The sequence below is a fragment of the Streptomyces sp. NPDC045021 genome (genome assembly GCF_056432645.1).
The window spans coordinates 308,322-320,032 of record NZ_JBWKIQ010000004.1 but is presented as its reverse complement, the minus strand read 5'-3'; the positions used below and the strand labels follow the sequence as shown (position 1 = coordinate 320,032).

Genomic DNA, 11,711 nt, shown 5'->3' with positions numbered 1-11,711 from the left:
GGCAATCAGCAATCGGCTGTCGGCAATCGGGGCGGGACATGCGCCGTACGGGACGAGTAGGTCACGGAGTCAGGTCGGGAGCAGAGTCCCCACCCGGGCGCGGATGGCGCCGATCGCGTCCCACTGCTCCGGGTCCAAGCCGGCCAGGGCGGCCGGGAAAACACCGTCCTGTTCCTTGAGAATGTGGTTGCGCAGCAGTTCCAGCGTCTCCAGCAGCCGTGCGGGCCAACCGGCGTCCGCTGGATCGCCCTGCGCGGCCTCATCGAGGACGGCGGCGATACGCCGGTGCTCCACGGTCAAGGCGGCTATCTGCTCGGGGAACTCGTCGGCCAGCGCCGGGAACAGGCCCTGCTCCTCCACCTCGCTGTGCGGCTCCAGGATCGCCGCGATACGGCGCGCCGCCCGGGCCATTCCCGGCACGTCCGCGCTGCGCTGCGCGACTCGGACGTCTCCGATGAGGTTGACGACCAGCTCGTGTTCGCGGGTGAGGTCGTCGATCGCCGCCAGGCTCTGGCAGCCGCAGTACTCACACATGGTGGCTCCTCGTCACATGAGGTGGGCGGCGGCCACCACGTGCCGGCCGACCGCCCGTCGGACGCTGCTCAGGGTGAAACCCAGCGCACAGGCGGCGACCAGGGCGAGCAGCACGAGACCGACTGCGTAGCTGCCGTAGGCGCCGTAGAGCGAACCCATGACCAGAGGCGGCACGAACCCGCCCAGTCCCCCGGCCGCCCCGACGACACCGGAGACCGAGCCGACCGTGCCGGCCGGGGCCACCAGTGCGACCAGTGCGAAGGTGGCGCCGCTGGCCGCGCCGAGCGCCGCGGCCATGACGAGGAACGCGATCGTGCCAAGCCCCACCAGAGATGGGGTGAACGACTGGACTGCCGCACCGAGGGCGATCACGGCCAGGGCCGTGGCCAGCACCCGGGTGGGGCCCAGCCGGTCGGAGAGCCAGCCACCGACCGGCCGCATGACCACGGCCACCAGGACGAACCCGGCCATCCGGTTGGCCGCGTCCGCCGGCGTCAGCGCGTAGCCGGTCTTCAGGTAGGTGGGCAGGTAGACCGAGAAAGCGACATAGCCGCCGAACGCGACCGCGTACAGGGCCGAGGCCCGCCAGGTGACGCTGAGCCGAGCCGTGGCCCGGAGTTGTCCGGCCATCGACCCGGTCGGCACGATGCGGCCGGGCGCGTCACGCAGCAGGACTGCCGCGACCACCGCGTAGGCGGCCAGCACGATCGCGGTCACCACGAAGGGGGCCGCCACACCCTCCGCCTTCACCAGGTTCACCGTGGTCAGAGCACTGATCGCGGTGCCGCCCATGCCCGCGCCGAAGACGCCGATCGCCAGACCGCGCCGCTCCGGTGGGAACCAGGCGCCGACGAACGGGACCCCCACAGCGAAGGCCGTGCCGCCGATGCCGAGGAAGAACCCGCCGACCAGCAGGGCGGTCAGCGAGGTATGCACGACCAGCCCCAGGTACAGCACCGGCACGATGGTGGCCGCGGAGACCAGCGGGAACATGACCCGGCCGCCGAACCGGTCGGTCAACGCACCGACAGGAATGCGGCCCAGCGACCCGACGATCACCGGCACTGCCACCAGCAGCGCCTGTTGAAAGGACGTCAGCCGCAGGCTCTCCTTGAAGTGCGGGCCGAGCGGGCTCAGCAGCGCCCAGGCCCAGAAGTTCAGCGCGAAGCCGATCGTGGCCAGTGCGAGCATCAGCCCCCGGCCGGCCGGCGTCGCCGCACCCGTACGGGATGTCGGCGGCGGTGTTTGCGGAGTGGTGCTCGACATCGCGTTCAGCTCCTTGTGGCGGGGTCCAGCGACGGATCCGCTCCGGTCCGGGGGTCTACCGCTGTGCAGCCGCGTTCCACGGCCCATGGTCTACGCCGCCGCGACGGGCAGACAGGGGCCGTTGGTCCCTTGCGCCGGGCTCATTCGGCCCTGCTCAGTCGGCCCCCCGGCCGGCCGGAGGCGGGGTCCGGGGGCGGGTCCGTGCGGACCGGACGATCAGCAGTCGCCGTCGGCCAGCCACAGGTCGGGGCCGAAGACCTCGTAGTGGATGTTCCGGGCGGACACACCGGCGCGGAGCAGCTGGCCGCGTACCGCGCGCATGAACGGCAGCGGGCCGCACAGGTAGACGCTCGCGTCGGACGGGACGTCCACACCGTCCAGATCCATCAGACCGGCCCGGGCGCCAGGTGCCTGCACCTCGTCCGGGCGCTCGTACCAGACCAGTGCGCGGGCCTGCGGCAGGCTGTCGACGCAACGGTGGAGATCGTCCCGCAGCGGATGGTCGGCGGGCGAGCGGTCGGCATGCAGTACCAGGACGGGGCGGGTCGCACCGGTAGCGCAGAGGTGTTCGAGCATGCTCATCAGGGGCGTGGTGCCGATACCCGCGGAGACCAGTACAACCGGCTGGTCGGACTCCTCCAACACCACCTCCCCGAAAGGCGCCGAGCAGGTGAGTTCATCGCCGACGACGACCGTGGAGTGCAGGAGATTGGACATCTCCCCGTCCGGGGCGCCCGGTTCCTGAACCCGCTTCACAGTGATCCGGCGCGACTCGCTGCCAGGGACACCGGACAGGCTGTACTGGCGTAGTTGGCGCACACCGTCGGGCATGGTCATCCGCACACTGACGTACTGACCTGGCAGGGCCTTCGGGGCGGCGGCGCCGTCCGCGGGACGTATCAGGAACGACACCGTGTCCGGAGTCTCCTCGCGGCGCTCCACGACACGCCACTGCCGCCAGCTGCCGCCGGGTTCGACCCCCGCGCCCTGGTACAGCCGCGTCTCACGGACGATCAGCGCACCGGCCATCAACCAGTACACCTCGTCCCAGGCCGCGACGACCTCCGGGGTCACGGCCTCGCCCAGCACCTCCGCGATCGCGGCGAACAGGTACTTGTGGACGATGGTGTACTGGTCGTCAGTGACACCGACCGCAGCGTGCTTGTGCGCGATGCGGTTCAGCAGAACGTCCGGTCGGGCGTCCGGATCGGCGAGCAGCGCACCGGCGAAGGCCGCTATCGATCCGGCAAGGGCCCGGCGCTGGGCTCCGCTGGCCTGGTTGCCCCGGTTGAACATCCCGTCCAGGAGTTCCGGCCGGTCGCGGAACATCGCGCTGTAGAAGCGGGTGGTGATCTCGTCCAGCGCGCCGCCGACAGCGGGCAGGGTGGCGCGCACCAGTACTGCGGACTCGGCAGACAGCACCGTGACCTCCTGAGGTTATTGGGGACACGGCAACGAGCCGGATCCGGGGGCAACAGACCCGTGTATAGCACCCAAAGATCATGCGTTTTACGTTCAAATTGGACATACAGTCCGGACCGGGGACCCTTGACCGGCCAGGTCGGGACCATGGTCCGAAGAGGCCCCGAGCGACAAGGACCCGACGGCCCCCCAGAAAGGCCCGTCCGGCCCTCGCGAGGACGCCCCGCCACCAGGGCGTCCGTGCCGCCGTTGGGGTGGGATTGCGGTGTTGCGTGGTGCGTTCCGGGCGCAAACTGCCGACAGCCTGCGCACCATGAGCGGACTGCGAGCCCCGGCGACAAGGGGCTGCTTCCGTACGGCTCAACGCATCGGTGCAGCGGTGGGCGACGACACCTGGTCCCGGCCTCAGCGGCCGGCAAGAGGGGAATGTCCCGTGCTGTCGAAGGTCCTCCGAAGCACCGCGGTCGTTCTGGGCATCCTGCTGATCGCGGCCGCGTTCGTACTGGCATTCGTCATCACGCCGAACTACGTGGCCAGGCTGCCCGGGGACACCGACGCCAAGCGCTCCTATACGGGCAGGTTCGCCACGATTCTCGACCCCCAGGCACTCGCTCAGGGCAACTCGGCCGGCGCGTTCAAGCACAACGTGCCCGTGAGTGTCGAGCGGGAGGTCAGGGTCCTGAAGACGTCCAACGACTCCGCACTGGTCAGTGACACCCGTACGACGGCCGCCGCCGGCAACCCGGTGGAGAAGACCACCTGGAACTTCGCCCTGGACCGACGCTCCCTGGAACCGGTGGGAACGCACCCCAAGGACTGGCCCAACGTGGTCGACGCCCATGGGCTCACCGTCAGCTGGCCGTTCGGTGCCGACAAGAAGTCGTACACCGGATGGGTGCCGGAGAGCGCGACGACCACACCCGTGGACTTCCGGCGTACCGAGAAGAAGTCGGGCGTGGACACGTACGTGTACCAGGCGAAGATCAACGCCACCCGTATCTCGGACGCCCAGGTACTCGCCGGTCTGCCCAAGGCCCTTCCGCAGAGTGTGCTGAAATCACTCGCTGCCGCCGGACCGGGCACGGCCCAGTCCAAGCAGCAACTGACCCAACTGATCCCCACCCTGAGCGATCCCGTCCCGCTCTCCTACACCATCGCGGGTACCGACACGTTCTGGGTGGAGCCGGAGACCGGAGTGGTCGTCGACCTGGACCGGACGCAGCAGCGGGTCGCGGGCGTTGTCGTGCCGAAGAGCGGCGCGTTCGTGCCACTTGCCCCGGTCGTCGACGTGAGCTACCGGCAGACCCCCGACGCCGTGAAACTGGCGGTCGACGACGCCAAGGACGGCCGCCAGGCGATCCAGCTCCTGGGTACGACGCTGCCCATCGTGATCGGCATCGTCGGCGCGCTCCTGGTGCTCGCCGGTCTGATCCTGCGGCGCCGGCGCCCTCGCGGACCGGTCACGGGGACGGGTCCTCTCGCGTGATCGGGCGATGTGCGACATGGCGACGTGAAGGGTGAGCTCAGCGCTGGCGAAAGTGGTTTGCCGACTGGGATCTCGCGTAGGTAGCGTCGCCATCTGTGCCCCCCACTCTGCGCACCGAGCGGCTACTCCTGGAGCCGTACGTCCCCGAGGACGAAGAGGGCTTCGTCGCTCTGTTCCAGGACACCAAGGTGTCGCGGTGGATGGGTGATGGCCCTGCTTCCGAAACAGCGGACCGTGCCCTGTTCGGACGGATCCTCACGAAGGTCTACGCCCAGGACCTGTTCGATGTCTGGGCTGTCCGTCGGGACGGACTCCTGGTCGGGCATGCCGAGATCAAGCCGACAGACGTCGTCGGAGGCCACGAGATCATCTACGCTCTGGCGCCGACGGCATGGGGTTCCGGCCTGGGTACCGAGCTGGCAGAGGCGATCATCACCTATGGCTTCGACACGCTTGGACTGACCACGGTGTACGCCACCGTGACTGCAGCGAACGAGGCCTCATTGACCCTGCTGTACAGACTCGATTTCGAGCATGTCCGGGACATCACGGAGGATGACGGCAGCACTACCCGCGTATTGGCCCGCCGTCCGACTGCGACGGACAAGTCCTCCCTCGCCCGATAACCGGAATTGGGCCCGGCCGGGCCGGCCGTCGGGGTCGGCGATCGGAGTCGGCAGTGGCGCTTCCAGGTGCGGCTGCCGAGCAGTCGTCGCATGAAACCCTCTCGATCTCGCTACCTCCTTGAAGGGACCCTGGGGGCATGGAGTTCTTCTGCTATCACCGTGACCGGCCCGGCTCCGTAGCGTTGCGCGACGAGCTGCTGGAAGAGCACTGGTCCTACATGGACCGGTACGCGAAGGAGATGATCGCCCGGGGCCCGACCCTCGCCGGCGACACACCCACCGGCAGCGTGCACATCGTCGACCTGCCGGATCCCGCCGCCGCCCGCGCGTTCGCGTTCGACGAGCCCGGCTACCAGGCCGGCGTGTACCGGGACGTGCTGCTGAGACGGTGGCACAACTTGCTGGGACGCACCATGTGGGACTTCCCCGGCGGCGGCACCGATGGCACTCGGTACCTGGTGCTGGGCCTCGGCCCGGGCACGGGGCAGGCCGCCGACCTCGCCGTACCGCCCGACCGGGACGAGCTGATCGCCTACGGGCCGCTGCTGTCCGACGACGGCGCAACCTGGCTGGGCACGGCGGTGTTGATCCGGGCACCGGACCCTGACACGGCACGCGCCATCCTGGCCCCGGACGGCTACGCCGACATTGAAGTACACAACTGGCAGTTCGGCGGCCGGCCGTCGTAACCCCATGACGTCCGGGCCGACGTCACCGCCGTAGCCCTTCGGATCGCTCCGCCTCCTTCGTCCCTCGCCTGATCCACTGCATGCAGCGGCCTGACGCGCACTGGTGGACTGTAGGTCTCGCGCTGAGAAACCTTCGGCCCACCAGGCGCGGGAACGGCAGCTCTTGCTGCAGGAGGGAGCGGCCGACCTACGCCACGCAGAACTCGTTTCCTTCCGGGTCCTGCATGATCCACCAGTGCCCCGCAGGTCCCTTGTCGACCTCGCGGACGCGGGTGGCCCCAAGGTCACTCAGCCGGGTCACCAGCTTGTCGAGGCCGCCGGGCTCGCTGTGGACGTCAACGTGCAGGCGGTTCTTGCCGGACTTGCTCTCGGGTACGTCCTGGAAGAGCAGTCGTCGGCCGCGGCCGACACCGCTGGTCTCGTCGAACGGGTCCTCGGGGTGGCGGACCGCGGCATAGCCGCGGAACGTCTTGCGGCCGCGGTGCTCGATGATTGCCTTCTCACCGATGTGGCCGGCGGCCAGCAACTGCTCGATGAGAGCGCTGGGGTCTTCCACCTCGTATTCCAGGGCCGCGGCCCAGAAGTCCGCGAGGGCGGACGCGTTCGTGCTGTCGATGACCAACTTCCAACCCAGTGCCATGGAACCAGTCTCCCGCACCCTGCCCCGCATCGCGCTGTCGTCCGGGATTTCACCAGGGTGTGTCTGACGCCCTGTTCCCCACCAGCCGAGCGCACCCGGGGGGTAGCCCTACCTGGCCCTGGGCGGGTAGCGGGATCGCTCCGGTCGGCCGCATCCGGACATGCTGAGTCCGGCACCTACCGCGGGTGCCCCAACGATTCCACAGGAGTTGACTTGTGCGTGAGCAGGCATGGCATACGTTCCGTTCTCCCAGGCCGAGGCGGCAGGACGGTCGCCGCAGAGCCGTCCCGGTCGCGGTCGCGGTGGCCGTCGGCGTCATAGCGATGGGTGCCCTGGCTCCGCCCGCGGCGTTTGCCGCCGCCAGACCGGACACTGTCCAGCAGGGCCTGAACGCACTCGTGGACTCCGATGGCATGCCCGCCGCGCTGGCCGCCGTCCAGGACCGCGACGGCCGCACCCGTAACTACACCGCAGGGGTCGGCGACCTGGCCACCGGATCAGAGGTGCCCAAGGACGGTCAGGTGCGGATAGGCAGCAACACCAAGGTGTTCACCGCGGTGGTCGTGCTGCAACTGGTCGGCGAAAGGAAGATCGGCCTCGACGCCCCGGTCGACAGGTATCTGCCGGGCCTCCTACGCGGGGAGGGGATCGACGGACGCCACATCACCGTCCGTCAGCTCCTGCAGCACACCAGCGGACTTCCCAACTACACCAACTATGACCTTCAGCTCCGGCACTACGAACCACGCGAGCTCGTCGACATCGCTCTCCAGCACAAGGCCGACTTCGCCCCCGGGACGAAGTGGGAGTACAGCAACACGAACTACGTACTGGCCGGCCTGATCATCCAGAAGGTCACCGGTCGACCCCTCGCCGAGGAGCTGGACCGTCGCGTCATCAAGCGCATCGGGCTGCGCCACACCTACTTCCCCGCCCCTGGTGACGTGACCATCCGGGAACCCCATCCCAAGGGCTACGACAGGGATTCAGCAGGCGCGCCTCTGCAGGACGTCACGGAAATGGACCCCTCGTGGGCCTGGTCGGCAGGTCAGATGATCTCCACCAACTCCGACCTCAACCGGTTCTTCACCGCGCTCCTGGCCGGCCGCCTCCTCCCGGCGGCCCAGCTCGCCCAGATGCGCACCACCGTCCCCGCTGAATACTTTGGCACCGGCGCCCGCTACGGACTGGGGCTCGTGAGCATGCCGCTGTCGTGCGGCGGTGTCTATTGGGGCCACGGCGGCAGCTTCCCGGGATATGAGACCCGGGGCGGAGTCACCCGCGACGGCCGCGCCGCCAACGTCGCGGTGACCATCCAGCCGACCGACAAGGCAGCCATGAAGCGGGTCGAGAAGGTCGTGGACACGGCCCTGTGCCGCTGAACCGCCCCAGCATTCGGGTTCGGGTTCGGGTTCGGGTTGTAGTTCGGATTCGGTGAGGATGCCGCGGTTCACCGGGCGCTCCAGGTTTGGCGCGGATGCTCTCGGTGTGCCGCGGCTCCAGCCAGGTGCCGAGTGACAGACAGACGATGACGGTCAGGCGTCCGGGCGGCAGCGGCGCCGGTAGTAGCCGTAGGTCAGGGCCAGTACGAGTGGGCCCCACAAGGTCAGCAGGCCGCTGACCGTCATCGCCAGCGTGTCCCAGCCCTGGGCGTACGGGAAGCCGCTCGAGCCGCCGATTCGGAAGGCGGTGAAGATCCAGTTGAGGACGGGCCGCTGCCCAAAGATCCACCGCGTACCACCGTCCGGCCCCTCCGTCACCGGCCGCGCCGTCTCATACTCATCGCGATCGGGACGAAGAGCTGGGAGCCGGCCGGGATGCCGGACGGTCAGCGGTAGTACCCCTCGACCACGGCCCGCACCTCGTCGAGCAGGGCGGGGCCGTCCTGCGGCACGGGCGGTTGGCCACTGCCCGGCCTGATGTCCAGGAGTTGTTCGTTGGACAGCGCGAACACCACCCGGCGTAGCCCCGCCCGTTGGATGACCGCCTCGCACATCTCACACGGCTGGCAACTGGTGTACATCGTGGTTTCCGCCGCGGTGGCCGCGTCCAGCTCCTTCGCGGCCCATCTCGCCAGCTTCAGTTCCGGGTGTGCGGTGATGTCCTGGTCGGTGACGGTCGTGTTGTGTTCCTCCGCGAGGACCGTCCCGTCCGGTCCCGCCAGCAGTGACCCGAACGGTGGGTTACCGCCCGCGCGGGCTTTGGCCGCGAGAGCGATCGCCTGTCGCAGGAGGGCGTGGTCGTCGGGTGTGGTCATGACGGCTCCGTTCTGGTGCGGGGTGGGTAGAAGTGCGCGGCCACCGTGGCGAGTGCCTGCCAGTCCGCTTGCGGGTGGCACGTCTGGCGGAGGTCGCCGCTGTAAGGGTCGAGGACCACAGCCTCTGCGCCCAGCAGCCGCAGTTGGTCCAGTTCGTCCATGATCTGGTCGATCGTGCCCTCACCGGCGAGTCGTTGTGGTCCGCTGACCGGTTCCACGGTGAGTTGGAGAGTGATCCGGGGGGCCAGGGCGGGCACAGGGAGATGTTGTTCGTCCGCGCTCTTCTTCAGCCTGACCGCGGCTTCGCGTAGCCATGGCATGCTGCAGCGAAGCGGATGCCATGCGTCTCCGAGCCGTACGGCCCGGCGCAGTCCTGCGTCGCTGTTGCCACCCACCCACACCGGGATCCTGCGGTGGCCGTAGTCGGCGGTGTCCGCCCAGGCCGCCCGGATGTCCCGCAGGCGGTCGTCGGTCAGTCGTCCACGCTGCTCGAACGGGATCCCGAGGGCGGCGAACTCCTGCCGCGCCCAACCCACCCCCACGCCGAGGACCAGCCGGCCGCCGCTGAGCTCATTGAGGTTGGCAGCCATCCGGGCGGTGAGCAGCGGGTGCCGGTAGGGGGTGATGAGGACGGTCGTGCCGAGCCGGACCCGGGTGGTGATGCCTGCCAGCCAGGACAGGGTGGTGAACGGCTCATAGAAAGGTGCCGGATAACGCTCGGCGACGTCGGGCGTGATGGCGACGTGGTCCGAAAGCATCAGCAGGTCGAAGCCCAGGCCCTCCACGGTCTGGGCCCAGTTCCGCAGGACTCCCGGGTCGGTGCCGGGGCCGAAATTGAGGATGTTGACGCCGATCTTCACAAAGATCAGCCTAGCCAGCCCGCACGGGCCACCAGAAGGGATTCCTCCCTGTTCAGGCGCGGTTCGACCGTGGATTCGCCGGTAATCTGGGCGGATGACCGAGAGTCTTGACGAGACGGACTGGGCGATCCTGAAAGAGGTCCAGCGGAACGGCCGGATCGCGTTCACCGAACTGGCACGACGGGTGAACCTGAGCGCGTCGGCGACGACGGAGCGGGTGCGCCGACTGGAGGCGGCCGAGGTGATCACGGGGTACCGGGCGGAGGTGAACCTGGAGCGGACCGGGCACGCGGTACTGGCGGTGGTTCGGCTGAAATACCCGGGTACCCGCCACGAGCCCCTGCACCGGCTGCTCGCGGAACGCTCGGAGATCCTGGAGTGCCTCCGCACCACCGGAGAGACTGCTACGTCCTGAAGGTGGCGACCACGTCGATGACCCACCTGGAGGAGATTGTCGACGCGCTGGCCCAGTTCGGAAGCACAACCACCAACCTCGTCCTCAGCCGAACACTGCCGCTCCGCGGCGCACAAGAACCTCGGGCTAATGTCCGGCCGGTGTGAGGGATCGCCTCAACTCCGTCGGCTACGGCAGTGACATCCTCCTCCGTCCGTTGGGACGGGAGGATGCCACAAGTCCGCTTCGGAGCAGGCGGTTGGTTCTTTCTATGAGGCGAGCGCGGCGATCAGCAGATCGTGTGCCTGCTCGTCAAAGGCCACGAGTCTGATTTCTAGCTGGTGCCGAACCACGCCTCTGCCAGCGAGTTCAGGGTGGGTTCCGGCGGCGCCGGCAGCACTCTGAAGTACCAGGGCAGGTTGCTGTAGACGTGCAGGAGCATGTATGCGAGCAGTTCACGTGGCGAGAAGGTCTGGCCGTATGCGGTCATGATCCGGCGGAGCAGACGAGGGTCGCCGCGCGAGACAAAGATACCGACGGCGACGAAGTCGTACCTGGGGTCGCCGAGCATCGCGGGCTCGAAGTCGAACAGCCCACTCAGTGTCCACCGGACCGGATCGACGAGCAGATGCTCGCGCATGACCTCGGTGTGCAACAAGACCCGCTTCGGTTCACCGGCCAGCGGCACGGAGTCGAGGAACTCCGGTACCTGGTCGAGCCACAACTCGGGAAGCTTGCGCTCGCGTTGCCGTTCCACGGCCGCTACACGCTGCTCGACCAGGAAGCCGCCCCAGGCCTTCGGGCCGAGCACGTCGCTCAACGGTTCCGCGTCGAGGGCGTGGAGCGCGGCGAGCATCTCTCCGACGTCGGTGGCCAACCGGTCCCGGTCCGACTCCGCAACGCGGGGCCACGCATCGGCCAACCCCTCGCCGGGAAGCTGCGACATCAGAACGAAACGCCAGCCGTTCTCGTACTCGCCGTGGGCGTGGAGTTCGGGCGTCGTGACAGGCAGCCTGCCCTGGACGTACTCCAGGACCCGAGCTTCCGTGACGCCGTCCTCGGCGCAGAGCGTGGGATACAGCTTGAGTACGTGGCGGTCACCGACCGCATAGACGGGAACGCTGCCCTCGGGATAGCGCCGAAGTGGCGCCCCGGCGAGACTCATCCGCGCAGCCAGATGCTCGGCACCCGGCCGCAGGATCGCCTCGTCAGCGACGACCGCATCCCATTCCTCCTCCGTGCGCACTGCAGGCAGCATGTCCCGGAGCGTAGACGCACTTGATCGCCTGCACGAGTGCTTTTCCACCGGCCGACCGGACGTCCGGACTCGCACGGAGGGCTTGCTGCGCGGTCGTGTGCGCATCATGGAATTCCTGGTGGACGGCGGCGATTTCGCCAGATTCAGCGAAGAGGGGTCGGCCATCGTGCGGATTGCGGGAGGCATTTGGGCACTGGCCGTCCCGTTGCCACTATTGCTATTTCCAGGTGTTCGTCACCCACCCAGAAAATGACCTGCCCGACGATCGTCTGCCCCAGT

Annotated in this window: 12 protein-coding genes and 1 pseudogene; 5 read left to right on the top strand and 8 right to left on the bottom strand. The window is 68.5% G+C overall.

Features of this window, described 5'->3' with window-relative positions; genetic code table 11:
• Positions 1-69 precede the first annotated feature (69 nt).
• The 3 genes from AC07DC_RS15585 to AC07DC_RS15575 all read right to left on the bottom strand — a co-directional run bounded on the left by AC07DC_RS15585 (position 70) and on the right by AC07DC_RS15575 (position 3,222).
• Entirely contained in the window at positions 70-534 is a 465-nt protein-coding gene (locus tag AC07DC_RS15585) for a hemerythrin domain-containing protein (protein WP_478914917.1), read from the bottom strand.
• A gap of 12 nt (positions 535-546) precedes the next feature.
• Positions 547-1,725 (bottom strand): MFS transporter, encoded by a 1,179-nt coding sequence (locus tag AC07DC_RS15580; RefSeq protein ID WP_478915140.1) that lies wholly within the window; start codon positions 1,723-1,725, stop codon positions 547-549.
• Between the two features lie 291 nt (positions 1,726-2,016).
• Positions 2,017-3,222: a globin domain-containing protein gene (locus AC07DC_RS15575; protein ID WP_478914916.1), complete on the bottom strand. Its 1,206-nt coding sequence runs from the start codon at positions 3,220-3,222 to the stop codon at positions 2,017-2,019.
• A 433-nt stretch (positions 3,223-3,655) separates the two neighbouring features.
• Between AC07DC_RS15575 and AC07DC_RS15570 the strand changes: the two genes are divergently transcribed.
• From AC07DC_RS15570 to AC07DC_RS15560, 3 genes are all read left to right on the top strand, one after another.
• Complete coding sequence (locus AC07DC_RS15570) at positions 3,656-4,708, top strand: PorA family protein (RefSeq protein ID WP_478914915.1); 1,053 nt, start codon at positions 3,656-3,658, stop codon at positions 4,706-4,708.
• A gap of 95 nt (positions 4,709-4,803) precedes the next feature.
• Entirely contained in the window at positions 4,804-5,334 is a 531-nt protein-coding gene (locus tag AC07DC_RS15565) for a GNAT family N-acetyltransferase (protein ID WP_478914914.1), read from the top strand.
• Positions 5,335-5,471: 137 nt separating this feature from the next.
• Positions 5,472-6,023, top strand: coding sequence for a YciI family protein (locus AC07DC_RS15560; protein ID WP_478914913.1), 552 nt, complete (start codon positions 5,472-5,474; stop codon positions 6,021-6,023).
• A gap of 187 nt (positions 6,024-6,210) precedes the next feature.
• On the opposite strand, the gene AC07DC_RS15555 is transcribed toward AC07DC_RS15560, so the two are convergent.
• Entirely contained in the window at positions 6,211-6,663 is a 453-nt protein-coding gene (locus AC07DC_RS15555; RefSeq protein ID WP_478914912.1) for a VOC family protein, read from the bottom strand.
• A gap of 215 nt (positions 6,664-6,878) precedes the next feature.
• Here AC07DC_RS15555 and AC07DC_RS15550 point away from each other — a divergent pair, with 215 nt between their 5' ends.
• Positions 6,879-8,045, top strand: a complete 1,167-nt coding sequence (locus tag AC07DC_RS15550) for a serine hydrolase domain-containing protein (protein ID WP_478914911.1) — start codon at positions 6,879-6,881, stop codon at positions 8,043-8,045.
• Between the two features lie 153 nt (positions 8,046-8,198).
• Here AC07DC_RS15550 and AC07DC_RS15545 read toward each other — a convergent pair whose 3' ends face one another.
• The 3 genes from AC07DC_RS15545 to AC07DC_RS15535 form a co-directional block, all read right to left on the bottom strand.
• Positions 8,199-8,423 carry a hypothetical protein gene (locus AC07DC_RS15545; protein ID WP_478914910.1) on the bottom strand — a complete coding sequence of 75 codons (225 nt, stop codon included), beginning with the start codon at positions 8,421-8,423 and terminating at the stop codon, positions 8,199-8,201.
• Positions 8,424-8,491: 68 nt separating this feature from the next.
• Positions 8,492-8,920 carry a nucleoside deaminase gene (locus AC07DC_RS15540; protein ID WP_478914909.1) on the bottom strand — a complete coding sequence of 143 codons (429 nt, stop codon included), beginning with the start codon at positions 8,918-8,920 and terminating at the stop codon, positions 8,492-8,494.
• Positions 8,917-9,780 (bottom strand): LLM class flavin-dependent oxidoreductase, encoded by an 864-nt coding sequence (locus AC07DC_RS15535; protein WP_478914908.1) that lies wholly within the window; start codon positions 9,778-9,780, stop codon positions 8,917-8,919. The genes AC07DC_RS15540 and AC07DC_RS15535 overlap by 4 nt, the downstream gene beginning before the upstream one ends.
• Positions 9,781-9,874: 94 nt before the next feature.
• Between AC07DC_RS15535 and AC07DC_RS15530 the strand changes: the two are divergent.
• Positions 9,875-10,341, top strand: a pseudogene (locus tag AC07DC_RS15530) (Lrp/AsnC family transcriptional regulator).
• A gap of 167 nt (positions 10,342-10,508) precedes the next feature.
• Here AC07DC_RS15530 and AC07DC_RS15525 read toward each other — a convergent pair.
• Positions 10,509-11,432: a phosphotransferase family protein gene (locus AC07DC_RS15525; RefSeq protein WP_478914907.1), complete on the bottom strand. Its 924-nt coding sequence runs from the start codon at positions 11,430-11,432 to the stop codon at positions 10,509-10,511.
• Positions 11,433-11,711: the final 279 nt, after the last annotated feature.

Coding starts and splice junctions, on each gene's coding strand:
- AC07DC_RS15525 (WP_478914907.1), bottom strand. CDS start 11,432: ATGCTGCCTGCAGTGCGCACGGAGGAGGAATGGGATGCGGTCGTCGCT.
- AC07DC_RS15555 (WP_478914912.1), bottom strand. CDS start 6,663: ATGGCACTGGGTTGGAAGTTGGTCATCGACAGCACGAACGCGTCCGCC.
- AC07DC_RS15585 (WP_478914917.1), bottom strand. CDS start 534: ATGTGTGAGTACTGCGGCTGCCAGAGCCTGGCGGCGATCGACGACCTC.
- AC07DC_RS15580 (WP_478915140.1), bottom strand. CDS start 1,725: ATGCTCGCACTGGCCACGATCGGCTTCGCGCTGAACTTCTGGGCCTGG.
- AC07DC_RS15540 (WP_478914909.1), bottom strand. CDS start 8,920: ATGACCACACCCGACGACCACGCCCTCCTGCGACAGGCGATCGCTCTC.
- AC07DC_RS15560 (WP_478914913.1), top strand. CDS start 5,472: ATGGAGTTCTTCTGCTATCACCGTGACCGGCCCGGCTCCGTAGCGTTG.